Below are 22,758 nucleotides of genomic sequence, written 5' to 3' on the forward strand. Positions count from 1 at the left end.
CGGTCGCTCGGCCCTTCGGCTAGTCCTGACCGCATCCTGGGGGTCCGGGCCGCCGAGCCGCATCACCCCGCAGGCATGAGCTCCCGGGCGCCCTGCACCACGGCCGGGGGGCGGGCACGGGGACCTCCCCGGCGAACGGCCCTACGCCCCGTCGGGACGATGGATCGCTTCCGGCGCCCGAGATGGCCCGCCGACACCCTGGCGGTCCTGGAGCAGCGCGAACCGCTGCGCCTCCCCGTCGCCGAAGCTGAGCCTGACCGTCTCGTCCAGGGCCTCGAGGTGTCGCCGCACCGCGGGCCGGTGCGCCGGGAGCACGACGTCGTCGAGGTCCTCCAGCATGGCTCGCAGGCGACGGCACGTCTGCGGGGACCCTCGCCCGTACTGCTGGATCTCGGAGACGCCCAGGTCCAGGTAGTCGTCCCAGCTGCGGGTGCGCACGGCGAGCCTGAGGTGTCCGTCCGCATCGACGGACGTCCCGTGCTCGCTCCGCTCCCGCGACCCGACGCCGGCGAGCAGGTCCCCGAGGTGGTTGATCATCTGGGTGGCGGTCGTCGGGTCGTTGACCGCGGGCGAGAGCGCCCGGAGCGCGATGTCGACGATGATGCGCACCGCGAAGGCCGGGTCCTGGTCGATCGTCCGCTCGTGGCCGAGAGCGACCTTGCCACGGAGGCGGCGCAGGACCCGAGAGCTCGGCGAGCCGTAGACGTCCATCACGACGCCGCCGACGGGGACGAAGTCTCCGACCGTGCACCGGAAGACGCACGTCAGGTCGTGCTTCGTCGCGACGGCGACGATCCCCCGGGCGTCGAACGCCTGGATCGCCCCGGACCTCGTGGAGTGCAGCGGGACGGCGGAACCTCGAACCTCTCCGCTGCGGCGGCCGTGCCCACGCACGGCCGGTTCCACCCGAGCGGACCCGGCCAGGACCGCGAGGCCCGACCGGGCAACCGCGGCCGCCACCGCCACCGGTCGCAACGCGTGCACGAAGCGGTCCAGGTAGAGCAGGAGCAGGACCAGGTCGGCCGCTCGCAGCGCCGACGTCGGTGCGACTGGTCGACCTCGGCCACGCCCTGCTCGCACCGTTCACCGATCGCTCGCACCGCTATGCGCTCGACAAGCTCACCGCGATGGGTGTCGACGTGACGTTCGGCGTCGCAATGGCCTCCGTGGACGTCGGCTCGGCGACCCTCTCGGACGGGTCGTCGGTCGTGACCGACACCGTGATCTGGGCGGGCGGGATCTCGGGCGCGTCGCTCGTGGACCTGACCGGCATCCCGGCCGGGCGTGGAGAACGGATCGACGTCGCCGCGGACCTGACCGTCCCCGGCCACCCCGGTGTGTTCGCCGTCGGCGACGTCGCGAACGTGCCTGACGCCGCCGGCGGGACGCTCCCGCAGCTCGGGTCTGTCGCCCAGCAGACCGGAGTCTGGGCGGGCAAGAACATCCGGGCGATGCGGGACGGGGCCACGCTCGTCCCCTTCCGCTACCACGACAAGGGCATCACGGCGATGATCGGCCGCAACGCAGCCGTCGCCGAGGTGGGTCCGCACCGCCACCAGATGGAGGGCCCCTTCGCCTTCGCCGCCTGGCTCGGGCTGCACGGCGTCCTCCTGTCGGGCTTCCACGACCGCGTGGACGCCGTCATGAACTGGGCCGACGACTACGTTCACCACGCACGCGCTGGCGCCCGGGGGCTCGAAGCTGCCAGACATCGACCGAGCTGAACACGGTCTCCCCGCCGTCCGAGTACAGCAGGATCCCCGTGCTCAGGGCGGTGTCGCCGTCCTTGCGCGTGGGATAGATCCGGTTGGAGAACGCGGCGGCGTCGTTGACGAAGACGTCGATCACCGAGTGGTCGACGAACACGTGGAACCTCACGGGTTTCCCGAAGGCGGCCTCGTCGTAGGGGGCGCGCAGGAGCACCGCCTCCTCGTTGTCGAAACCGCTGCTCGACCTGGTCTTGTCGATGACCAGGTCCCCGTTGTCGTAGTAGATCCGGGTGATCTCCTGGTTGTCGGGGGATGCCGCGATGCTGATGCCGTACCTCGTGCCGGTGCTGGCAGGGTCGACCTGGGCGAGGATCTCGACCTGGCTGCCCTTCGCGTCAAGCCGGTTGTCACCGTTGACGACGACGTCGGTAACACTCTGCTTCGTGCCGCGCAGGGTCTGCAGCTGTGGGAGGGCGCGCTGGCCGAGGGTCTTGCCGTCGGCGAGCAGGCGCCACTCCCGCGGCAGGCTGTAGGTGTGTGCCCAGCCGAGGTCGAGCTGCATCTGGGAGCTGGACCGCTCGTCGACGATGCCGATCCCCACGAGCTTGCCTTCCGGGCCGGGGGCGACGGCTGGTGACAGGTGGCCGTGGATCACGTCCAGCGGCTTCGGCGTGGCCTGGAACGGGGTGAACTGCTTGCCGTCCCAGGTGCCCGTCCAGTAGACGCCGCGCGTGTACGGCTCGGTCAGCTTGGACACCGTGCCGCCGATGGGGTTGGCCACGAGGATGTACACGTCGGTCCCGTCGTGGGTGCCGAGCATCTCGAACACCGGCATCTCCCAGATGACCGAGCCGATGTCCATCGACCCGAACTCCACGGTGGAGAACGGCGCCTGCACGCGGGTCCACTGCCCGTCCACGCTCGACGCGGTGTAGTGCGCGAGGCCGCCGCCGCTGTCCACGGCAGCGCCGACGATCATGTGCCAGGTGTCCCTGTCCTGGAACAGGTACGGGTCGCGCATGTCGTTCACGCCGGTCCTGTCGAACAGTCCCGCGGGGTCCTTCGTCCACGTGGCAAGGTCGGGGTCGCTGCTGGTGGCCCGCGTGACGCCCGGGTCGAACGGACCGCCGTAGTTCACCGTGGTGAAGAACGCGTACGCGGTCCCGTCGACCGACACGACGTCCCCCGACCAGATGCCCTTGGACCCCTGCCCGGTGAGGCCCTCGCCTGCAACGGCCCCGAGCTTGGCCTCCCGGTCGTTGAGCTCGGGGTGGAGAGCGTCGGCATGGTTCGTCCACGTCACCAGGTCGGCGCTCGACATGTGGCCCCAGTGCATCTGCGACTTGAACGGGCCGTTCGGGGTGCGCTGGTAGAACAGGTGGAAGTTCCCACCGTGCTCGACGAGGCCGTGCGGCTCGTTGGTCCAGTTGGCCGGCGGCATGGCGTGGAAGCGGGGCCGCAGGACGTCGTCGGCGAACCGCAGTCCCGTGACCTGCAGGGCCTCGTCCGCGGTGCCGGCCCCCGCGATCGCCGCTGTGTACTCCACGGCGAGCGTGGCCTTGTCACGGGCGACGGCGTAGATCTTCGTGTCGTCGTAGGCCGCGTCGAGGGCGTTGACGAGGAAGATGTCCATCGTCTCGTCCTCGGCGGCCTTGCCGATGACCAGCGGCGCTCCCGCGGCCAGGTCGAGGGTCGCCCCGGCGGGGATCTCCAGGCGCGCCTCCTGGGTCCCCTCGCTGCTGTCCATCTGCAGCCGCAGCTCGCCCGCCTCGCCGTCGACGACGGCAGCGATGTGCACCCACTCGTACAGCGGGAACAGCCATGGCGCCGTGAGGGTGCGCACCTGCCCGTCGATCGTCGCGGTGAACCACCACTCGCCGTAGGTGTTGACGCCGAGGTCGAAGCCGGCAGTCTCGGTGCGTTGGTGGATGATCGACGACGAGGTCAGCTCTTCGTAGGGCTTCTCGGTCCCGGAGGGGTAGCTCTCCAGGGCGATCCAGGTCTGGACCGTCATCTGCGAGGTGATCGGCGCGGTGAACTCACCGGTCGCCCACGTCGAGAAGCCGTCGGTGCGGAAGGCGTTGCCCCGCACGCCCGGCACACGCTCGGCCGGATTGTTCACCACGTGTGCTCCGAACGTCTTTTGCCCGACGGCGTCGAGAAACTCGGTGGACCCGTTCGCCTCGTCGTAGGTCAGGTGCAGCACGGGTTCCGCGGCGCTGGCCGCGCCGGCCGTGATCGGTCGTGGCACACCCACGGCAGCCGCTGCCGCCGCCACCGTCGCACCGCGCAGGAACGTCCTGCGCCCCAGCAGGTGCCGCTCGCCCCGGCCCGTCCGTCGCTGTTCCGTCATCGCAACAAGCTCCTTCTCGTGTCTATCGTTACTTCTCGGACTCTTCAGAGCTCCGCCAGGTACGGCGGGTTCGCGCCCGCGCGGCCCACCGTGACGGCGGCCACCCGGGAGGCGAAGTCAAGAACGGCCTCGAGGGCCGTTGCGTCGGCCCGGTGCAGCCCGTCCCGCCGGTCGGCGCCGGTCAGGCCGCGACCGTGCAGGGCGGCGAGCAGGCCACCCATGAAGGCGTCCCCCGCGCCGACGGTGTCGACGATCTCCACCGGCCGTGCCGGTACCTCAAGATGCCGGCCGTGGGACCGGACGGCCGTCGCCCCGCGCCCGCCGTGAGTCACGACGACGAGGGCGCACCCGAGGTCGTTCGCCCAGGTGGAGGCGACGTCGAGCGGCTCGGCGTCCGGGTGCAGCCAGCCGAGGTCCTCCTCGCTCACCTTCACGACGTCGGCGGCGGCGACGAGCCCCTCGACGCGCGCCAGGACGACCTCGACGTCGCCCATGATCGACGGGCGCAGGTTCGGGTCGTACGTGATCGTCGCGGACCGCCGAGCGTCGTGGATCATCCGCAGCAGAGCGTCGGCCGGCACCGTGTCCGCGACCGCGGCGATCGAGCCCGTGTGCAGGACGCTCACGTCCTGCACCGGCGCGGCCGTCGCGAGGTGCCACTCCAGGTCGAACTCATAGGTCGCGCCACCACCGGCGTCGAGGCGCGCGAGGGCGCTCGAGGTGCGGGACGCGCCCAGCGACGCCGGCAGCACGGTGACGCCCGACGCCTCGAGGTGATCGACGACGCCGGCACCGGCCTGGTCGCGCGCGAGCCAGGTCAGCAGATCGACCGACCTGCCCAGTCGGGCCAGGCCGAGCGCGACGTTGGCCGGGCTCCCTCCCGGGTGCTGCGCCCGGGCACCGTTGCCGTCCTCGACGATGTCGACGAGAGCCTCGCCCACGACCACGAGCTCGCTCATGCCGCGGCGACCTCGCGCACGGTGACCCGCGTGAGCGGGGTGCTCGGGAAGACGAGCTGGGTGAGCGCGGTGAGCCCGCCGCACGCGAAGACCTCGAGCACGCACCCGTCGACGACGACGGTCAGGTCCACGGTCGCGCCGGCGTCGTGCAGCGGCGCAGTGTCGACGGAGGGGAACGCCGGGTGGAACTCGGTGTCACCGCTGCGCCGACGGTCGCCGGTGAGCGTCCGCGCCGCCGCGTCCACGGTGAGGACGACGGCGTCAGGTCCGTCGCCGTGCAGCACGATCTCGTGCCTCCGGCCCTCGTCGGTCGGGACCTCGACCTCGTGGACGACGAGCCCGTCGCGGGGTTCCTCCGGAAGCACCGGCCGCTGGACGACGCGATCACGTCCGTCGGTCGTGCGGACGAGCTCGAGCTCGCGTGCGAGCGACATCGCCGAGCGCCACGGCGCGGTGGGGGTGTCGTTCGCATAGTCCCAGTTGCTGGCCCAGCCCACGGTGAGCCGCCGACCGTCCGCGACCCCGTTGAACGACACGGGCGCGTAGTAGTCGCGGCCGTGGTCGAGCCAGTCGGCCCCCTGCGGCCCGCCCCCGGGCCCGTCCGGGACGAAGGTGGTGCCGTCGAAGTCGCCGACGAAGTACTGGACTCCGGAACCGCCGGCGACGCCGCCCGGATTGAGGCTGACGATCATCACCCAGCGCGCCCGGTCGGTCCCGCGGACTGACAAGGGGAACAGGTCGGGGCACTCCCAGACGCCGCCGGTGGCGTGCGCGGGCCCGAAGGTGGACAGGTGGTGCCACTGCTTGAGGTCGTCGGAGCGGTACAGCACCACCTGGCGGTCGGCGGCCTCGACGGCTGCCATCACCCAGTAGCCGTCGCCGTCCGCGCCGTCGTACCAGAACACCTTGGGGTCGCGGAAGTCGGCGCTCTCCCGGTCGAGCACGGGGTTGCCCTCGTACCGCGTCCAGGTGCGCCCGTCGTCCAGGCTGTAGGCGAGGGACTGCGCCTGCCGGCCGGCGAGCGTCGGGTGCGTGGGCCGGTACGCGCTCGTGTAGATCGCCACGAGCGCGGTCTGTCCGGGCCCGGCGAATCCCGCGGTGTTCTTCTCGTCGACGACGGCGCTGCCGGAGAAGATCTCCTCGGTGTCGGTGTGCCGGATCGCGACAGGCTGCTCGGTCCACGTCACGAGGTCGGTGGACGTCGCGTGGCCCCAGGACATGTTGCCGTGCGTGTCCCCGTGCGGGTTGTTCTGGAAGAACAGGTGCCAGGTGCCGTCGTGGAACACCAGGCCGTTGGGGTCGTTCAGCCAGGTGTCGTGGGCGGTGAAGTGCGCGACCGGGCGCAGGTGCGTGGTGGCGCGATCCTGCGCCCGGTCGACGGTGGTGTCTGTCACTGATCGGTCTCCATGAAGCGGTCGTAGGCCTGCTGGTAGGTCGCGGTGACCTCGTCTACCCCGAGGCTCTCGAGCTGGGAGACGTACGCGTCCCACTCGCCGTCGATGGTGCCGTCGACGATCCAGGCGGCGAACTTCTCCTTGACGAGGGTCTTGATGTCGGTCTCCGGGTAGGAGACCTGGTCCAGCTCGTCGTTGGAGAGCAGGACCGGCGGGTACTTCTCGTTCGCTGCGAACGGCTCGTAGTACTCCTGCACGAGCTTCTGGCGCTCCGCGGCGCGGGGCTCCGGGGCGACGACGGTCTCGAAGTCCTCGGCGGTGGTGATCCGCGGGCCGCCGGGCGCGACCTGCTGGCGGCGCTCGCCCTCGGACGTCCCCTTCGGGGCCGGGATCTGCACCAGGAGACCGGACTCCGGGTCCTTCTCGAGCGTCACGCCGATCGGCCCCCACGACGTCTCGGCCGACATGACGGGGTCGTAGAGCCGGTCCGCCCACCGCATCGTGGCCACCGGGTACTTGTTGGCCCGGGTGATGGCCATGGCCCCTCGGCTGATCTCCTGGTTGTTGGTGACGCTCGCTCGCTGCTGACCGTCGGATCCCTCGAGGACGCCGACGATGGCGTAGTCGTCCAGTCGGTTCTCGCCCACCATCTCGTCGAGCTCCCACCAGAAGAACGAGCCCAGCACCGGAGCGTCCGCCTTGCCCTTGGCCAGGTACGCGACGTCGTCCTGGGAGAACGACTCGGGGTCGATGAGGCCGTCGGCGTACCAGTCCCCGAGGCCCTTCACCCCGGCGCGGTACTCGTCGGTGTTCGCGGTGAACTCGACCTTCCCGTCCCGCACGATCCGATGGTCGTTGTTCTCCGGCTGGCCGCCGAGAGCGGTGATGAGGTCCCAGGGGTTCGCCGCGAACGAGTCAGGGCGGAAGCTCAGCGGGATCTCGTCGGCCTTGCCGTTGCCGTTCGGGTCCTGGGTGGCGAACGCCTGGAGCGCCTGGTGGTACTCCTCGACCGTGCGCGGCATCTCCAGGCCGAGCTCGTCCAGCCACGTCGTGTTGATGAACAGGAAGTTGGGGTACGGCAGGATGCCCAGCTCTTCGACCGACGGCAGCGTGTAGATGTGTCCGTCGGAGGCGGTGATCGCCGCCCGGACGTCCAGCCGCTCGTCGAGGATCTTCTTCAGGGTCGGGGCGTGCTCGTCGATGAGGTCCTCCAACGGCAGCAGCGTGCCGTTGGTGCCGTTGTCCACGACCTCAGCGTCGGTCAGGCCCGAGTTGAACAGCACGTCCGGCAGGTCGCCGGAGGCCAGCATCAGGTTCTTCTTCTCCTGGTAGACCTGATCGGGCAGGTTCTCCCACTCGATCGCGATGTTCGTGTCCTGCTCCCACCGCTGGACGAGCTCCATCTCGGAGTAGTCCGGGGCGAGCGCGGACTTCGACCCGCCGAAGCTGAGGGTGAGGGTCTTGTCGACGATCGGGAGCCCGTCGGCGTTGAGCCCGTAGTCGGCCGAGGCGTCCTCGATCTCGGTGGTCTGCTCGGACCCGCCGCTGCACGCGGCCAGGGCCAGCAGGGTGAGGGTCGTGACGGCAGGGATGACAAAACGGCGGTGTCTCATCGGTTCGCTCCTCGCGATTGCCATGGTGAATGGATGTCAGTGGGCGGTGACGGGCGCACGGGTTCTCGGCGCCCTGAGGAATATGCCCGTCGGTCAGCTCTTGACCGCGCCGAGCAAGGCGCCCTTGGTGAAGTGCTTCTGCATGAAAGGCAGGGCGATGAGCAGCGGAATGGTGGAGATGACGATCATCCCGTACTTCATCAGCTCTCCCATGCGCTGTGCCGCGGCATAGGAATCGACAGCGCCGGCACCTCCGGATGCGGAGACCTCCGACTGGATCAGGATGTTCCGCAGCACGAGCTGCAGCGGGTACTTGTTCTCGTCGTCGAGGAAGATCAGCGCGTCGAAGAACGCGTTCCAGTTCGCAACGAGATGGATCATCACCATGAGCGCGATCAGCGGCTTCGACAGCGGCAGCACGATCCGCCAGAAGAAGCGGAAGTCGTTGGCCCCGTCGAGCTGGGCTGCGTCACGCAGCTCGTCCGGGACGTTGCTCTCGAAGAAGGTGCGGGCGATGATCAGGTTCCACACGCCCACCGCACCCGGCAGGACGACGGCCCACATGGTGTTGAGCATCCCCAGCTCCTGCACCACGAGGTAGCGGGCGATCAGCCCGCCGTCGATGAACATCGTGACGACGAACAGCAGCATGAAGAACGTGCGGCCGAACAGGTCGCGACGGGACAGCGCGTAAGCCCCACAGAGGATCGTCGCGACGCTGATCGCCGTCCCCACCACCGTGTAGAGCACGGAGTTGGCGAACCCTCGCAGGATCCCCGGGTCCGACAGGATCTTGGCGTAGCCCTCGAAGGTGAGCCCGCGGGGCCACAGCCAGACGTCGCCGTTGAGGATCGCGGACGGCTCGCTGACCGAGGCGACGACGACGAAGTACAGCGGGTAGAGGATCACGACGATCGCGCAGAGCAGGGTGGCGGTCACCACGATCGTGAACGCCCTGTCGGCGCCGGACTCACGCTGGCGGCGGTGCCGCCGGACGGGCTGCGGGTCCGGCTTCGAGATCGAGGCCGTCGTCTCGACGGGAGGTCGGGTGGTCGTCATGGCGTCATCACCACAGGCTCGTCTTGTTGGCCCGTCGCGCGACCCAGTTGAAGGTCAGCAGCAGGGCGAGGTTGATAAGGGAGTTGAACAGCCCGATGGCGGCCGAGTAGCTGAACTGGGCGCCCTGCAGGCCGGTCTTGTACACGTAGGTCTGGATGACCTCGGACGTGGGGAGGTTGAGGTCCGTCTGCATCAGCAGGACCTTCTCGAACCCGAGGTTGAAGAGGTTCCCGATCGCCAGGATGAACAGGATCGTGATCACGGGCAGGATTCCGGGGATGTCGATGTGCCACATCCGCTGCCACTTGTTCGCCCCGTCGACGCGGGCGGCCTCGTGCAGCGCCGGGTCGATCGCCGTCAGGGCGGCGAGGTAGACGATCATCGAGAACCCGGCGTTCTGCCAGATGTCCGACCCGATGTACAGGGGGCGGAACCATTCGGGCGACCCCATGAAGAAGACGGGGTCTCCCCCGAATGCCGTGATCGCGTTGTTCACGATCCCCGACCGCGGCGAGAAGAGCAGGTAGATCATCCCCACGACCACGACGACGGAGATGAACGACGGCGCGTAGAGCACGGTCTGGGTGAACTTCTTGAACCGGTCGCTCGCGAGCTGGTTGACGACCAGCGCCAGGATGATCGGAACAGGAAAGGCGAGGAGCAGCCCGAGCGCGTTCACCGTGAGGGTGTTGACCATGAGCCGCTCGAACTGGAACGACTCGATGAAGCGGGTGAAGTGCTCCAGGCCCACCCACGGGCTACCAATAAATCCGTCGACCGGGTTGTAGTCCCGGAAGGCGATCTGGGCGCCGAACATCGGCCAGTACTTGAAGACCAGGACGTAGACGACGGCCGGGGCAAGTAGTACGTATAACTGCCAGGATCTCGACGCCCTCCGCCACCAGGGCGTGCGGCGCGCGACGATCGTCGTCGGGGCCTCTGCTTGAGCTGTCATTCGTGCACCTTCGCACTCGCCACCGATCCCCGAGGGACCAATGAGCACTCGATGGGATGGTCGGACACCTCGTCGGAACGCGTCCCGAGGAGGGCATCCAGGGCGCTGCGAGCCATCTGCTCGAACGGCAGCGCCACGGTCGTCAGGCCAGGGTCCAGGTACGGCGCGAGCGTCTCCTGGTCGTCGAAGCCGACGATCGAGCAGTCGTCGGGGATGCGCAGACCGAGCGCCTCGAGGGCTCGATAGGCACCCCAGGCGGTCCGGTCGTTGCCGCAGAAGATCGCGGTCGGCACGACGGGGCCCTCCATGAGCTCGCGCGTCAGGGCCAGGCCGTCCTCGACGACGCCGCCCCCGTAGCGCACGAGCCGTTCGTCGAACGCCACGCCGGCCTCGTCCAGCGCCCGCCGGTACCCGGCCATCCGGCCGATGCCGGCCGGCAGGTCGCTCTCAGGGGTCTGGATGTTGATCATCGCGATACGCGTGTGGCCGGCGCCGAGCAGGCACTGCGTCGCGGTATGGCCGCCCAGCTCCTCGTCGGGGAAGAAGCTCGGCACCTTGCCGTCCGCCTCCCGCGCGTTGAGCACCACGGCAGGGATGTCCTCCAGCGCAGCGGGGAGGTGCACGACCCGGTGATACATCGAGCCGTAGACCACTCCGCGCACCCGGTAGGAGCGCATCATGTCGATCGCGGCCGCCTCGAGCGCATTGTCCCCAAAGGAGTCGACACTCAGGATCACGTGCCCGGTCTCCCAGGCCAGCTCCTGCGCCCCCTTCAGCAGGCGGCCCGCGAAGGGTGCGCTGGCGACCTCGTCGGAGACGAAGCCGATCAGGCCGGACTCGCCGCTGCGCAGCGACTTGGCGAACGCGTTGGTGCGGTAGTCCAGCTCTCGCACCGCGTCCAGGATCCGCTGCCTGGTCGCGTCCGAGACGCGACCGCGCCCGGCGTCGTTCAGGACGAGCGAGACCGACGCCTGCGAGACACCGGCCAGACTGGCGACGTCCCACATCGTCGGCTGCTTCGACCCGCCGTTCCCGACTCGCGGCACGCCGTCACCTCCTCGTGGACCTAACGTCGACCGTGACGTCATTCGTATAACTGACCGCCCCGAACGTTAGGAGCGTTCGGCGGTGCGTGTCAACCGCCGGGCGGGATGAATCCGCCCGGCGCAGTTCAGGCTGCGACCACCAAGGGTCGATCTCCCACGACGACAGGACGAACGCGGACGTCACGCCGGCCCTGCGTCGTCGCAGGTCAGGCCCAGGACCTTCCGAAGTCCGAGGGCCGCCAGGGGCCCGTCATCACGCCGGTCTGAGCCTTGTGGATTGGCCCACGGCACTCACGACGAAGGCCCCTGATCAGCGTTTCCGCTGGCCAAGGGCCTTCTGCGTCGGGTGGGCGATACTGGGTTCGAACCAGTGACCTCTTCGGTGTGAACGAAGCGCGCTACCACTGCGCCAATCGCCCGGTGCGTGGACGATATTAGCCACAGATCGGGGGGCGGACCAAACCGACCGGCCGTGGTGCGGCGCAGTCCGCGTCCGGCGCCGGCGGCGGGGGTCAGGGGTCGAGGCGCTCGCGGCAGTTCGTCTCGAACAGCTCGCGCGCGGCACGGGTCACGTCGCCCACGCCCACGTCAGCGCCGTCCAGCCAGACGACGGGCTGCACGTTGCGGCCCGACGACGTGAGCGCGAGCTGCGCGCGTCCCTGCGTCACTTCGTCGAGCACGGTGAACGGCAGCTCGCCCTCCTTCGCTTCGCGGACCGGCAGGCCCTCCTCCGCCGCCCACTCGAGCGTGAGCGCGCGGGTGATCCCCGCGAGGCACCCGGACTCCAGCACCGGTGTGACCAGCTCGCCGTCCCGCTCGACGAAGACGTTCGAGCCGGTCCCCTCGCACAGGTCGCCGACGGTGTTGGGCATGATCGACTCGTCGCCGCCCTTGCCGACGGCGTCCGCGAGCGCCACGACGTTCTCGGCGTAGGACGTCGTCTTGAGGCCGGCGACGGCGGACCGCTCGTTGCGCGGCCAGGGCGACCGCGCCGACCGCGACGTCGGGGCCATGGCCGACTGCTGCGCGGCCACCACGACCGTCTGCGGCGCGTCGACCCTGCCCGAGCCGAGGGGGCCGACCCCTGCCGTGACGGTGATCCGGAGCCGGCCGTCGAACGGCCCGTCGAGGCGCACGGCCTCGGCCAGGGCGGCGTCTACCCCGTCGCGCACCTTCTGCTCGTCGGGAGCGGCCAGCCCGAGTCCGGTCGCGGAGCGCGCGAGGCGGCGCAGGTGTCGCGTCAGCGCGAACGCCCGCCCGTCGAGGACCGTGCACGTCTCGAAGACACCGTCCCCGACCGTGATGCCGTGGTCGACGGCGCTCAGCGCCGCCTCCTCCTGCCCGACGAGGCGGCCCTCCGCCCAGATCACCAGACTCATAGGGCCAGTGTGCCCGACATCACGCACCAGCGGCGTCGCCCCGGGCGCGCGAGTTCACCCCCGCTTCACCCCGCGCGTTCGTAGCAGCCACACTGCCGCCCCGCTCACCATCGAAGAACGGGTCGCGACAGCGCGGCCCTCGCACGATCGGGGTGGTCGGCATGAGACAGGTCTTCCGCGTGCTCGCGTACGTCGTCGCCGCGGGCGTCGTCGTCCAGGCCGCCGTGATGGTCTACGCGGTCGCCGGAATGGGTCTCTTCATCGACGAGGGCGGGGTTCTCGACCAGGCCGCGATGGAGCAGTCCATGTCCGGGGAGGCGCTGTTCCCGGAGGAGATCGGGCTGATGCTCCACGGCATGACGGGCACGATGGTGCTGCCGATCATCGCCCTGCTGACGTTCGTCGCGTCGTTCTTCGCCGGCGTGCGCGGTGCCTGGCGGTGGGGCCTCGCGATCTTCCTCCTGGTGGCGCTCCAGGTCACGCTCGGCATCGCGGGGCACAGCGTGCCCTTCCTCGGGGCCCTGCACGGGGTCAACGCCCTGCTCCTGTTCGGCGTCGCGATGTACACGGGCTGGCGCGTGACGGCACGCGACCGGGCCATGCACGCGACACCCGCCCTCGCGGCGCCTGGCGGTATGACTGCCGGCGGCGTGACGCCCTGACCCGCCGGCGTCATGGCGGCGGACCGTTCCCCGGTGCTGCGGCGTGTGGTCGCCGGACTGGTGGCGGCGGCCGTCCTGGTGCCGCTCGTGCTCCTCTGGCAGACCAGCCGGGTGCCCGGGCGGTTCTCCGTCACGGAGGCGGGGGCGTTAGAGCGCGGCAGCGGGCCCCGCGTCACGACGCTCGACGGCCACGACGGCCACACGGGCGGTCACGACGCCGCTGCCACGAGCGTCGACGCGCTGGTGGCGCCGTCCGGACCGCCGGACGTGGCCGTCACGTTCACCGCGCGTGCCGAGCGCGTCGAGATCGTGCCCGGCACGACGGTCGACGCGTACACCGTGAACGGCACGACCCCCGGCCCGACGCTGCACGCCACGCAGGGCGACCTGGTCGAGGTCACGTTCGTCAACGAGAGCGTGCCGGGCGGCGCCACGCTGCACTGGCACGGTGTCGACGTGCCGAACGCGGCGGACGGCGTCGCGGGTGTCACCCAGGACGCTGTTCCCGTCGGCGGCTCGTTCACGTACCGGTTCGTCGCCTCCGACGCGGGCACGTACTGGTACCACTCGCACCAGGTCTCGCACGAGCAGGTCCGCAAGGGGCTGCTCGGGGCCCTGGTCGTGAGCCCGTCGCCGGGCGCACCGGTCGCCGGAGGGCGCGACGTCGCGCGGCTGCTGGGCGACGCCGTCGACGTGCCGGCGCTCGTGCACCGGTACGGGCCGCGGCGCACCGTGCAGGGGGCGCCCGGCGACCTGCCGGTCGACGTCCCGGCGGGCCGGGCGGCTCGCGTCCGGGTGATCAACACCGACAACGGCGTGCTCCCGGTCTGGGTGGGCGGCGCGGCGTTCCGCCTGGTCGCGGTCGACGGAACCGACGTGCACGACCCGCCCGAGGTGCGCGACCGGGCCGTCGTCGTCCCCGCCGGAGGCCGCGCGGACCTGCTCGTCGTCGCACCCGCCGACGGCTCGACGGCGCGCGTCGAGCTCGGCGGCGCCTCCGCCGTCGTCGTCGGCCAGGACGGGGCGGCATCGGCCCCGACGCGCCGTCCGAAGGCGACCCTCGATCCGCTGACCTACGGCACGCCGGCCCCGCTCGGCCTGGATCCGGCCCGGGCCGACCGCTCCTTCGACTACGTCGTCGGCCGGGCGCCGGGGTTCCTCGACGGCAAGCCCGGCATGCACTGGACGGTGAACGGGCACACCTACCCCGACGTGCCGATGTTCGAGGTCGCACAGGGCGACGTCGTGCGCATGCGGATCGACAACCGCAGCGGCGTCCCGCACCCCATGCACCTGCACGGGCACCACGTCGTCGTGCTGGCGCGCGACGGCGTGGCCGCGAGCGGCAGCCCCTGGTGGACCGACTCCCTCGAGGTCGGCGACGGCGAGGCCTACGACGTCGCGTTCGTCGCCGACAATCCCGGCGTCTGGATGGACCACTGCCACAACCTGCCCCACGCGACCCAGGGGTTGGTGGCACACCTCATGTACACGGGGGTCACGACGCCTTACCTGCTGGGGCACGACAGCGGCAACGTGCCCGAGTGACGCCGCCCCGTGACCGGTGGACGCTCAGCGCCGCAGCACCAGGTGCGTCACCTCGGGCGTGACGCGCGCGGATACCGTCCGCAGCACATGCGTCCCTACGCCGTCGAACAGGCGCACCCCCTCGACGTCGAGCACCACGGGCGCGACGTGCAGCCGCAGCTCGTCGATGAGGTCGTCGGCGAGGAGCTGGTTGACCGTCGTCGCACCGCCCGCCACCGAGACGTCCCGGTCCCCCGCGGCCTCCCGTGCCCGGGCGAGGGCCTCCCGCGGTCCGCCGGTGACGAAGTGGAACGTGGTGCCGCCCTGCATCTCTATCGGCTCGCGCTCGTGGTGCGTGAGCACGAAGACGGGCGCGTGGTACGGCGGGTCCTCACCCCACCAGCCGCGCCAGGCGAGGTCCCACTCCCCGCGGCCGGGGCTGAACATGTTCCGGCCCATGACGAACGCGCCCGCCGCGGTGATCGCGTCGAGCTCCGCACGGTGGTCGTCCGGGTTGTCGAACATCCACGCGTGCATGATCCGTTCGCCGTCCCCGACGCCGTCGCCGAAGGGCTGGTCGAGGGACTGGTTCACCCCCGCCGAGACGAGGTCCAGCGAGATCCCGAGGTCGCACGTCACCTGTGTCATGCCAGTGGGACGCCTCGGACGGGCAGGACTCATCGGTCCAGGTCAGCCACCCCGTCGGGGGTCGATGCGAGGCCCACCAGCCGGGCCGCCTTCAGCTCTGTCTCGTCCCACTCGCGGGCCGGGTCGCTCCCCCACGTGATCCCGGCACCCGTGCCGAACCGCAGCACGCCCCCGCCCGGCTCGTCGGTCCACCAGAACGTGCGGATGCCGACGGCGAGCTCGGCCCGCCCGGCGTCGCCGTCGACCCAGCCCACGGCGCCGCAGTACGGGCCGCGGGCGGTCGGCTCGAGCTCGGCGATGAGCCGCAGCGCCGACGACTTGGGCGCCCCGGACACCGAACCCGGCGGGAACGTGGCCTCCAGCACCCGGCCCCAGCGCCCGGACCCGCCCGTCTCGAGCAGCTCGCCGCGCACGCGCGAGACGAGATGGACCAGGCCGGGGTGCTCCTCGACGCCGAGCAGGCCGGTCACCTCGACCGTGCCGGGGCGGCAGACGCGCTGCAGGTCGTTGCGTACGAGGTCGGTGATCATGACGTTCTCCGCACGGTCCTTTGCGGTGAGGCCGTCGGGAGTGCGCGCCGTGCCCTTGATCGGCCCCGAGCCGAGCGAGGCCGTGCCGTGCGGTGCGACCTCGAGTGACAGGTACAGCTCGGGCGAGGCGCTCACCACCCACACCGGGTCGAGCCCGCTCGCCGCCGGCACGTGGACCGCCGCGGCGTACGGGGCGGGGTTGCCTGCCGCGAGCCGGGCGGCCAGGGCCGCGGCGTCGGGCTCGACAGCGGCGCCCGCCCCGGCCGTGGTGGCCAGCGGGGCGGAGAGCACCCGACACACGTTCACCTGGTACACGTCGCCGCGACGCACCCTCTCCCGGACCGTCGCGACGGCGCGGACGTAGGTGTCGCGGTCGAGCGAGCTCGTCCAGACCGACGCCGCCGGCCCGCGCCACCCGCCGACGGCGGTGTTCGTCGCGGGAGCCGGGCCCACGTCCGCGAACCGCCACGCGCGGGCGCGCCCGCCGGGTCGCGTGGCGCCGTCGCGCCCGATGCCGGCCTCGAAGTCGACGACGACGAACCAGAGCCCGGAGTCGAGCCGCTCCGGGTGCTCGGCGAGGTCGACGCTCTCGACGGCGCGCGTCGCGCGGCGGCCGGCGAACGTGGCCCAGGAGGTCGGCTCGTGCACAGCAGCACGCTAGTGGCTCGCGGGAGCAGCCTGGTGGGCCCCGCTCCCGCGCGGAGGGGCGATTGGACGGACCGCCAGGGGTCCACTAATGTTTGGGGCGCGCCAGAACGGCGGACACCGCAGGGTGTCCTGGTGATGGTCGCGCGGATGTGGCTCAGTTGGTAGAGCATCACCTTGCCAAGGTGAGGGTCGCGGGTTCGAATCCCGTCATCCGCTCGGAGGCCCACTCTCTGATCGACTCGCCATGAGCGTCGGGAGAGCACGTCTCAAGGTGGGTTGGCCGAGAGGCGAGGCAGCGGCCTGCAAAGCCGTATACACGGGTTCGAATCCCGTACCCACCTCGCAGCACGGGCGATTGGCGCAGCGGTAGCGCGCTTCCCTGACACGGAAGAGGTCACTGGTTCGATCCCAGTATCGCCCACCAGCATCACGAAGCCCCCGACCGGGATCCGGTCGGGGGCTTCGTCGTTCTCCGCCTCGCCCACAGATGCACGGCGTGCGCCGCCGGCGGCTGATGCGGACAGCGTCGCAGGTCACACGCTCGCGATTGGACCAGCGCGCCACAGGTCGAGTACTGTTCCACAGGCGCCGAGAGGCCAGGGCAGCAGCCCTGAACCGACCGGTCGTGCGGATGTAGCTCAGCTGGTAGAGCATCACCTTGCCAAGGTGAGGGTCGCGAGTTCGAATCTCGTCATCCGCTCCGAGCTCTGCACTCCCCTCACCTCGAGGGCGCGGGGAACGCAGCAGCCGGACGGGCGATTGGCGCAGCGGTAGCGCGCTTCCCTGACACGGAAGAGGTCACTGGTTCGATCCCAGTATCGCCCACCAGCACAAGGCCGTCCCGGCCCACCGGGGCGGCCTTTCCTCGTCCGTACTCCGTCGCCGTCGCCGTTCCCACGGCGTAGCGTCGAGGGCATGTGCCGCAACATCACGACCCTGCGCGGGCTCGAGCCGTCCGCCACCGACGAGGAGATCCGGGCCGCCGCGGAGCAGTTCGTCCGCAAGGTGACGGGCGTCCAGCGCTCGGCGGGCGCCGCCACCCGCGAGCCCTGCGAACAGGCCACGGCCGAGATCGCGGAGATCGTCACCCGCCTGCTCGACGAGCTCCCCGCCCGCCGGCAGCCGCCGAAGACGGTGCCGCCGCTGCGCCGCGAGGAGGTGCAGGCGCGGATCGCCGCGCGACAGGCCGCCCGCGAGGAGCACGAGCGGTTGCACGAGCTGGGGATCGCGCACAGCCATTAGGCTCGCCCGCGTGGATCTGCCCTCGCCCGCCCCTGTCGACGCACCCTCCGTCGCGCCCGACCCGGTCTCCGCGACGATGCACCGCGCCAAGGCGCAGGCCCGCGCCTCCCACGTCACCGTGGGGCAGGTCCGGCACGGCGACGGCGGCGCGGTCGAGATCGACTGCTCCTGCGGGATGGTCCTCACCAACGGGCCGGACTGGTCCCTCGACGAGCACATCCGCCTGCACCGGGCCGAGGCGCGCTACGTCGCCCTGAGCCGCGTGGCACCCGCGGGCATGCCGCGACTGGTCCCCGTGGGGGCGGACCGCCTCCCGCGCTGACGCGCGCGGTCAGAGCTCGTCCGGGTCGTCCCAGGAGACTCCGCTCGAGGCGCCCTCGATGGGACCGAGCTCCGCCGCGGAGAGCGACGCGGGCGCCTTTGCCGCGTCGCCCCCGGACCTGGCGTCCCGGTACCGATCGTCCAGCAGGCGCCGCCGGGGTGCCAGCCTGGCCTGCGAGGCGATCGACTCGTCCAACCTGTCCACCGGCACCGTGGGTCGGGTGCCTGTGTCTTCCGTGCTCATAGGCCCAGGTCTAGCAGCCGCCGGAGGTCGACGCCCGCGCTTGGCACACTATTTATTTGTCAGGCGTCGCAACCCGACACCCCGCCCCGAAGGCCGGACGCCGAGCGGACGCCACCGGCGGACCGCCTTGCCCGCGGCATCCGGCACCCGGACGCGGGGCCGCGAAGATCGGTGCCGGTGGCTAGAGTGTCCGCCGTGACCGCTGCCGATGCAGGCCTCGCCGACAAGGCGGCACCCGGACCCCCACCCCCGATCCCCCGGACGCGAGACCGTTGGCCGGGCCCCCGCCCGTTGCTGTGGGCGCCGCGGGCCCGCACGGTCGAGATCGTGCTGCCGGCGACCGACGCACGCCTCCCGCTCCGCCTCGTCGGGGCGCACGAGCCCGGGTACTGGCGTGCCGACGCCGAGCTCGCGCACGGCACCGACTACCTCTTCTCCGTCGACGGGGGCACGCCGGTGCCCGACCCGTGCAGCACCTGGATGCCGCACGGGGTGCACGGCGCGTCCCGCGTGCTCGACCAGGAGTTCGGCTGGACGGACGGGGCATGGCGTGGCGCCGACCTCGACAGCGGGGCCCTGCTGCGCGTCGACCTGCCCACCTTCACCTCCGCAGGCACCCTCGACGCGGCCGCCGACCGCCTCGAGGACGTCGCCGCGACGGGCGTCGTCGGGGTCGAGCTCTCCCCCGTCGCGACCCACGACCCCGCCCACGGTCCCGCCGCCGGCGTCCGCCTGTTCGCCGTGCACGAGCCGCTCGGCGGCCCACCCGCGCTGCAGCGGTTCGTGGACCACGCCCACCGGTGCGGCCTCGCCGTCGTCCTGGACGCGCCCCATCGGTGGGCCGTCGCCGACGACCTCGGTCTGCACGCGTTCGGCCCCTACGCCACGGGCTCGCGCATCGGCCCGCGCACCGGCGCGCGACCCGGCCCGCCGGGCTCCGACAGTCCGCGGATCAACCTGGACGGCGGCGGGAGCCGCGGGCCGCGCGACTTCCTCGTGGCCGACGCCGAGCGGTGGCTGCGGGACTTCCACGTGGACGGCCTGCTGCTCGACGTCGACGCCCTGGTGGACCGCTCGGCCGTGCCGTTCCTCGGGGAGCTCGCGGAGGACGTCCACGGCCTCGGCGAGCAGCTCGGCCGTCGCCTGCACCTCCTCGTCGACGGACCTGGGCGCAGCGACCGGCTCACGACCGTCGTGCACCACATCCTCGCCTCGCCCGGCGACGCCGACCCCGTCCAGGACCTCCGGCGGCTCGCGCACGAGGTGTTCCCGCCCACCACGTCCCCCTGGCGCCCGCCGAGCCTGCGGCGGGCACACCGCGCCACCCAGCGTGCCGCGTCGGTGCTGGTGAGCGACCTCACGCGCCTGCCCGCCGCGAACCGGTCCGTCCCGTGGACGCCCGACGCCGGTGCGGCCGGCGGGGCGGTCGCGACGGTGACCGACGACGACCGGGCCTGCCTCCTGACGTTCGCGATCCTCGCCGGGACACCGCCGGTGCTCGACACCGAGCACGTGCCCGTGCCCGTGCGGGACGAGCGGGCACGACGCCTCGTCGACTGGACCCGGGCGCTGCTGGCGCTGCGGCCCGCCGCGTCGGCGGACCGCGACCTGCCCGTGGAGGTACGGACCGAGGGGACGACCCTCCTCGGCCGGCGAGGACGCACCGCCGTCGCTCTCGTGACCGGCACGGAGCCCGCCGACGTCGACGTCTCCTCGCTCCCGTCCGACTCCCGCGTCGTGGCCGCCTGGGACCCCGCGGGGACGACGCTCCGCGACGGTGTCCTGCGGATCCCGCCCCGGTCCCCCGCGGTGCTGCACCACGGACCGAGCGAGCGGTAGCGCCGCCACGGATCGTGGCGGCGTGGCGGTCACACCGCCAGGCGCCGGCCCTCCTCGGCCAGGGCGCCGAGGCGTGACAGGGCCCGGAAGTACTTCTTGCGGTAGCCCCCACGCAGCATCTCCTCGGAGAACAGGTGCTGCCCGGCGTCGCCCGCGAGGAGCACGGGCACGTCCCGGTCGTACAGGCGGTCCACCAGCACGACGAGCCGCAGCGCCACCTCCTGGCGCTGCACCGGCCGCACGCCCGTGAGCGCCACCATCTCCACGCCGTCCAGCAGCGCGCCGTACCGGCTCGGGTGCACGGTGGCGAGGTGGGCGAGCAGGTCCTCGAACTCGTCGAGGACGGCGCCCCGACGGGCGGCCGCCGAGCGCGCCACGACGTCGGCCGACAACGGGGTCGCCTCGGTCACGACGGCACGGTGGCGGTAGTCCTCGCCGTCGACCCGCAGCACCTCGAAGCGGGACGACAGGGCCTGGATCTCGCGCAGGAAGTCCTCGGCCGCGAACCGGCCCTCGCCCAGCGCCTCGGGCAGCGTGTTCGACGTCGCGGCCAGGGCGACGTCGCGGTCCGCGAGCTCGCGCAGGAGGCGGGACATCAGCACCGTGTCGCCCGGGTCGTCGAGCTCGAACTCGTCGATGCAGACCAGGCGGCGGGTGGCGAGCGCCTCCACCGTCGGCAGGAAGCCGAGGGCGCCCACGAGGTTCGTGTACTCGACGAACGTGCCGTACGCGACGGACCTCTCGCCGAGCTCCGCGGTGACCGCGTGAGCCAACGAGGTGAGCAGGTGGGTCTTGCCGACGCCGAACCCGCCGTCCATGTACACGGCAGGCGCGGCGCGACGGCGACCGAACAGCGCCTTCAGCCCTGACGACCGCGGCGCCGCGGTCTCGCGCGCGACCTCCTGCAGCCGCGCGGGCACCGTCGTCTGGCTCGGGTGGGCGGGGTCGGCGCGGTAGGTCGAGAAGCGAGCCTGCGCGAAGTGGCGCGGCGGCACGAGGTCGGCGAGCAGCCGGTCCGGCGAGACGGTCGGGCGGACCGCCGACAGGGACGGCACCCCGCCGCCCGGCGCGGGGTTCGGGGGCGTCGCGGCCTGGTCCTGCGTGAGCGTCACGACCGTCAAGGCTACGCCGCGTCAGTACGCTGGCCGATGTGAGATCTGCCACGACGCCGCTCGACCTGCTCGTGCCCGGGCCCGAGCACCTCCCTGCCGACCCCGCCGAACGGCGCCTGGACGCGCTATACTCCCCCGCCTCCGACGCCGGGCACGGCCCGTACGTGCAGGCCAACTTCGTCAGCACGGTCGACGGCGGCGCGTGGGGTCCGGACCACCTCTCCGGCTCGATCAACGACGACGCCGACTGGCGGGTCTTCCGCGTGCTGCGCGCCGCGGCCGACGTCGTCCTCGTCGGCGCGGGCACGGCCCGCCACGAGGGGTACACCGCGCTCGACCGGCCGCGGGACCTCCCCACGGCAGGCGACCGGCCCCTCGAGCTCGCCCTCGTCACACGCTCCGGCCGCGTGCCGCAGCAGCTCGCCGACGGCGACCGGCCGCCGCTGGTCCTCACCGGTCAGGCGGGCGCGCGGACGGCCGCACGGATGCTGCCCCCCGACCGCGTGCTCACGGTGGCGTCGGCGCAGGACCCTGACGACGTCGACCTGCGGGCCGGGCTCGCCGCCCTCGCCGCACGCGGCCTGGCGCGCGTCCTGTGCGAGGGCGGGCCCACGCTGCTGGCCACGCTGCTGGCGGGCGGCCTCGTCGACGAGCTGTGTGTCACGACGAGCCCGTGCCTGGTCGGCCCGGGGCCGTCGCGGATCGTCGCGGCCTCCCCCGCCGGGTCACCCGGCCAGACGCCGCCCGCGGCCGGGATGCCGGCCGCACCGCCGGTGCCGGCGCGCCTCGCGCACCTGCTGCACGCGCCGGACACGGGCACCCTCCTGGCGCGCTGGCTGCTGCGCTGAGCCCGCCGTCCGGGCGAGGACGGCGAGGCGCGCGTCACGTCCTGCCCCGCGACGACCCTCTGGCCTCGCATCCGCGGCCCCGGGTGACTACGGTGCTGGCATGCCGACGACCGTCGTCCTCACCGAGGACGCCCTCACCGACGCCGACGTGGCGCACATCCTGTCCCTGCACGACGAGCGGGCCGAGCGCTACCGCGTGCTCGTCCCCTCGGACACCGACCGCAACGTGGTCGCCGCGATCATCGACCACCTGTGGGTCGGCGAGCTGCGCGCGGCCGGGCAGGACCTCGTGGGCAAGGAGCCCACGGCCGAGCAGGCGAAGGAGACGGCGGCCCAGCGCCTCGAACGATCGCTCGCCGGGCTGCGCGCCGCCGGAGCCGTCGCCGACGGCGCGGTCACCGAGGAGGACCCGCTGCCCGCACTGGCCGCGGCCGTCGCCGCGCAGGGCGGGCCCGACGGCGTGCAGGACGTCGTCGTCGTCACCTACCCCCACGTGGTCGCGGACACCTTCCGCTCCGACTGGGCCTCCCGCGCCCGCGAGCACCTGCACGTCCCCGTGCTGCACCTGTACGCCGGGACCAGCGAGATCGGCGACTGAACCCGACCCTCTGCGAGCCCATGACACGCATGAAGGCCCCGTCCGGCGGACGGGGCCTTCATGCGTGTCGAG

21 protein-coding genes and 6 tRNA genes are annotated in these 22,758 nt (G+C 72.0%); 13 read left to right on the forward strand and 14 right to left on the reverse strand.

Annotation, left to right across the window (positions count from 1 at the left end; translation table 11 throughout):
• Positions 1-141: 141 nt before the first annotated feature.
• Positions 142-1,080 (reverse strand): DUF2254 family protein, encoded by a 939-nt coding sequence (locus B5Y66_RS15485; protein ID WP_079575370.1) that lies wholly within the window; start codon positions 1,078-1,080, stop codon positions 142-144.
• Here B5Y66_RS15485 and B5Y66_RS15490 point away from each other — a divergent pair.
• The gene (locus B5Y66_RS15490) at positions 1,044-1,724 is read left to right on the forward strand and encodes an NAD(P)/FAD-dependent oxidoreductase (RefSeq protein WP_079575534.1); all 681 of its coding nucleotides are present in this window, start codon (positions 1,044-1,046) and stop codon (positions 1,722-1,724) included. The two genes, B5Y66_RS15485 and B5Y66_RS15490, sit on opposite strands and share 37 nt — an antisense overlap.
• On the opposite strand, the gene B5Y66_RS15495 is transcribed toward B5Y66_RS15490, so the two are convergent.
• The 9 genes from B5Y66_RS15495 to B5Y66_RS15535 form a co-directional block, all read right to left on the reverse strand.
• Positions 1,642-4,062, reverse strand: a complete 2,421-nt coding sequence (locus B5Y66_RS15495) for a GH32 C-terminal domain-containing protein (RefSeq protein ID WP_079575371.1) — start codon at positions 4,060-4,062, stop codon at positions 1,642-1,644. The genes B5Y66_RS15490 and B5Y66_RS15495 overlap by 83 nt on opposite strands.
• Positions 4,063-4,106: 44 nt before the next feature.
• Complete coding sequence (locus B5Y66_RS15500) at positions 4,107-5,021, reverse strand: carbohydrate kinase family protein (RefSeq protein WP_079575372.1); 915 nt, start codon at positions 5,019-5,021, stop codon at positions 4,107-4,109.
• A complete protein-coding gene (locus tag B5Y66_RS15505; protein WP_079575373.1) occupies positions 5,018-6,415 on the reverse strand; it encodes a glycoside hydrolase family 32 protein in 1,398 nt (465 codons plus the stop codon). Before B5Y66_RS15505 ends, B5Y66_RS15500 begins: the two co-directional genes overlap by 4 nt.
• The gene (locus tag B5Y66_RS15510) at positions 6,412-8,028 is read right to left on the reverse strand and encodes an ABC transporter substrate-binding protein (protein WP_079575374.1); all 1,617 of its coding nucleotides are present in this window, start codon (positions 8,026-8,028) and stop codon (positions 6,412-6,414) included. Before B5Y66_RS15510 ends, B5Y66_RS15505 begins: the two co-directional genes overlap by 4 nt.
• 93 nt (positions 8,029-8,121) lie before the next feature.
• Positions 8,122-9,087 (reverse strand): carbohydrate ABC transporter permease, encoded by a 966-nt coding sequence (locus B5Y66_RS15515; RefSeq protein WP_079575375.1) that lies wholly within the window; start codon positions 9,085-9,087, stop codon positions 8,122-8,124.
• A gap of 7 nt (positions 9,088-9,094) precedes the next feature.
• Complete coding sequence (locus B5Y66_RS15520; protein WP_079575376.1) at positions 9,095-10,042, reverse strand: ABC transporter permease; 948 nt, start codon at positions 10,040-10,042, stop codon at positions 9,095-9,097.
• The gene (locus tag B5Y66_RS15525; RefSeq protein ID WP_245807153.1) at positions 10,039-11,088 is read right to left on the reverse strand and encodes a LacI family DNA-binding transcriptional regulator; all 1,050 of its coding nucleotides are present in this window, start codon (positions 11,086-11,088) and stop codon (positions 10,039-10,041) included. Before B5Y66_RS15525 ends, B5Y66_RS15520 begins: the two co-directional genes overlap by 4 nt.
• Before the next feature lie 347 nt (positions 11,089-11,435).
• Positions 11,436-11,507 (reverse strand) — tRNA-Val (locus B5Y66_RS15530).
• 93 nt (positions 11,508-11,600) lie between these two features.
• On the reverse strand, positions 11,601-12,467 hold the full coding sequence (locus B5Y66_RS15535) for an aminotransferase class IV (RefSeq protein ID WP_079575378.1): 867 nt from the start codon (positions 12,465-12,467) through the stop codon (positions 11,601-11,603).
• A gap of 161 nt (positions 12,468-12,628) precedes the next feature.
• Between B5Y66_RS15535 and B5Y66_RS15540 the strand changes: the two genes are divergently transcribed.
• Together B5Y66_RS15540 and B5Y66_RS15545 are read left to right on the forward strand one after the other, a co-directional pair.
• Positions 12,629-13,129: a COX15/CtaA family protein gene (locus B5Y66_RS15540; RefSeq protein WP_079575535.1), complete on the forward strand. Its 501-nt coding sequence runs from the start codon at positions 12,629-12,631 to the stop codon at positions 13,127-13,129.
• Positions 13,130-13,162: 33 nt separating this feature from the next.
• A complete protein-coding gene (locus B5Y66_RS15545; RefSeq protein WP_245807154.1) occupies positions 13,163-14,677 on the forward strand; it encodes a multicopper oxidase family protein in 1,515 nt (504 codons plus the stop codon).
• Between the two features lie 24 nt (positions 14,678-14,701).
• Here B5Y66_RS15545 and B5Y66_RS15550 read toward each other — a convergent pair whose 3' ends face one another.
• Positions 14,702-15,304, reverse strand: coding sequence for a dihydrofolate reductase family protein (locus B5Y66_RS15550; RefSeq protein ID WP_079575380.1), 603 nt, complete (start codon positions 15,302-15,304; stop codon positions 14,702-14,704).
• A 29-nt stretch (positions 15,305-15,333) separates the two neighbouring features.
• Complete coding sequence (locus tag B5Y66_RS15555; protein WP_079575381.1) at positions 15,334-16,482, reverse strand: chorismate-binding protein; 1,149 nt, start codon at positions 16,480-16,482, stop codon at positions 15,334-15,336.
• A 143-nt stretch (positions 16,483-16,625) separates the two neighbouring features.
• Between B5Y66_RS15555 and B5Y66_RS15560 the strand changes: the two genes are divergently transcribed.
• From B5Y66_RS15560 to B5Y66_RS15590, 7 genes are all read left to right on the forward strand, one after another.
• Positions 16,626-16,698, forward strand: a tRNA-Gly gene (locus B5Y66_RS15560).
• Positions 16,699-16,752: 54 nt separating this feature from the next.
• A tRNA-Cys gene (locus B5Y66_RS15565) sits at positions 16,753-16,823 on the forward strand.
• Positions 16,824-16,831: 8 nt separating this feature from the next.
• A tRNA-Val gene (locus B5Y66_RS15570) sits at positions 16,832-16,906 on the forward strand.
• Positions 16,907-17,109: 203 nt separating this feature from the next.
• A tRNA-Gly gene (locus tag B5Y66_RS15575) sits at positions 17,110-17,182 on the forward strand.
• A gap of 53 nt (positions 17,183-17,235) precedes the next feature.
• A tRNA-Val gene (locus B5Y66_RS15580) sits at positions 17,236-17,310 on the forward strand.
• An 87-nt stretch (positions 17,311-17,397) separates the two neighbouring features.
• Entirely contained in the window at positions 17,398-17,724 is a 327-nt protein-coding gene (locus tag B5Y66_RS15585) for a DUF2277 domain-containing protein (protein ID WP_079575382.1), read from the forward strand.
• Positions 17,725-17,800: 76 nt separating this feature from the next.
• The gene (locus B5Y66_RS15590) at positions 17,801-18,046 is read left to right on the forward strand and encodes a hypothetical protein (protein WP_079575536.1); all 246 of its coding nucleotides are present in this window, start codon (positions 17,801-17,803) and stop codon (positions 18,044-18,046) included.
• Positions 18,047-18,055: 9 nt separating this feature from the next.
• Here B5Y66_RS15590 and B5Y66_RS15595 read toward each other — a convergent pair whose 3' ends face one another.
• Positions 18,056-18,289: a hypothetical protein gene (locus tag B5Y66_RS15595; RefSeq protein ID WP_079575383.1), complete on the reverse strand. Its 234-nt coding sequence runs from the start codon at positions 18,287-18,289 to the stop codon at positions 18,056-18,058.
• Between the two features lie 195 nt (positions 18,290-18,484).
• On the opposite strand from B5Y66_RS15595, the gene B5Y66_RS15605 reads away from it, so the two are divergent.
• Entirely contained in the window at positions 18,485-20,128 is a 1,644-nt protein-coding gene (locus B5Y66_RS15605) for an alpha-amylase family protein (RefSeq protein WP_139820912.1), read from the forward strand.
• 29 nt (positions 20,129-20,157) lie between these two features.
• Here B5Y66_RS15605 and zapE read toward each other — a convergent pair whose 3' ends face one another.
• The gene (gene zapE, locus B5Y66_RS15610; RefSeq protein WP_079575386.1) at positions 20,158-21,240 is read right to left on the reverse strand and encodes a cell division protein ZapE; all 1,083 of its coding nucleotides are present in this window, start codon (positions 21,238-21,240) and stop codon (positions 20,158-20,160) included.
• Positions 21,241-21,278: 38 nt separating this feature from the next.
• Here zapE and B5Y66_RS15615 point away from each other — a divergent pair, with 38 nt between their 5' ends.
• Both B5Y66_RS15615 and B5Y66_RS15620 read left to right on the forward strand, forming a co-directional pair.
• Positions 21,279-22,088, forward strand: coding sequence for a dihydrofolate reductase family protein (locus B5Y66_RS15615; RefSeq protein WP_079575387.1), 810 nt, complete (start codon positions 21,279-21,281; stop codon positions 22,086-22,088).
• A gap of 100 nt (positions 22,089-22,188) precedes the next feature.
• Positions 22,189-22,686, forward strand: coding sequence for a hypothetical protein (locus B5Y66_RS15620; RefSeq protein ID WP_079575388.1), 498 nt, complete (start codon positions 22,189-22,191; stop codon positions 22,684-22,686).
• Positions 22,687-22,758: the final 72 nt, after the last annotated feature.

It is taken from the genome of Krasilnikoviella flava (genome assembly GCF_900167525.1).
Taxonomy (GTDB): Bacteria; Actinomycetota; Actinomycetes; order Actinomycetales; family Cellulomonadaceae; genus Isoptericola; species Isoptericola flavus.

What these genes read in the sequence shown, in the direction of transcription:
- B5Y66_RS15495 (WP_079575371.1), bottom strand. Translation starts at nt 4,062, where the DNA reads ATGACGGAACAGCGACGGACGGGCCGGGGCGAGCGGCACCTGCTGGGG.
- B5Y66_RS15500 (WP_079575372.1), bottom strand. Translation starts at nt 5,021, where the DNA reads ATGAGCGAGCTCGTGGTCGTGGGCGAGGCTCTCGTCGACATCGTCGAG.
- B5Y66_RS15510 (WP_079575374.1), bottom strand. Translation starts at nt 8,028, where the DNA reads ATGAGACACCGCCGTTTTGTCATCCCTGCCGTCACGACCCTCACCCTG.
- B5Y66_RS15515 (WP_079575375.1), bottom strand. Translation starts at nt 9,087, where the DNA reads ATGACGACCACCCGACCTCCCGTCGAGACGACGGCCTCGATCTCGAAG.
- B5Y66_RS15520 (WP_079575376.1), bottom strand. Translation starts at nt 10,042, where the DNA reads ATGACAGCTCAAGCAGAGGCCCCGACGACGATCGTCGCGCGCCGCACG.
- B5Y66_RS15535 (WP_079575378.1), bottom strand. Translation starts at nt 12,467, where the DNA reads ATGAGTCTGGTGATCTGGGCGGAGGGCCGCCTCGTCGGGCAGGAGGAG.
- B5Y66_RS15540 (WP_079575535.1), top strand. Translation starts at nt 12,629, where the DNA reads ATGAGACAGGTCTTCCGCGTGCTCGCGTACGTCGTCGCCGCGGGCGTC.
- B5Y66_RS15550 (WP_079575380.1), bottom strand. Translation starts at nt 15,304, where the DNA reads ATGACACAGGTGACGTGCGACCTCGGGATCTCGCTGGACCTCGTCTCG.
- B5Y66_RS15585 (WP_079575382.1), top strand. Translation starts at nt 17,398, where the DNA reads ATGTGCCGCAACATCACGACCCTGCGCGGGCTCGAGCCGTCCGCCACC.
- B5Y66_RS15590 (WP_079575536.1), top strand. Translation starts at nt 17,801, where the DNA reads ATGCACCGCGCCAAGGCGCAGGCCCGCGCCTCCCACGTCACCGTGGGG.
- B5Y66_RS15595 (WP_079575383.1), bottom strand. Translation starts at nt 18,289, where the DNA reads ATGAGCACGGAAGACACAGGCACCCGACCCACGGTGCCGGTGGACAGG.
- B5Y66_RS15620 (WP_079575388.1), top strand. Translation starts at nt 22,189, where the DNA reads ATGCCGACGACCGTCGTCCTCACCGAGGACGCCCTCACCGACGCCGAC.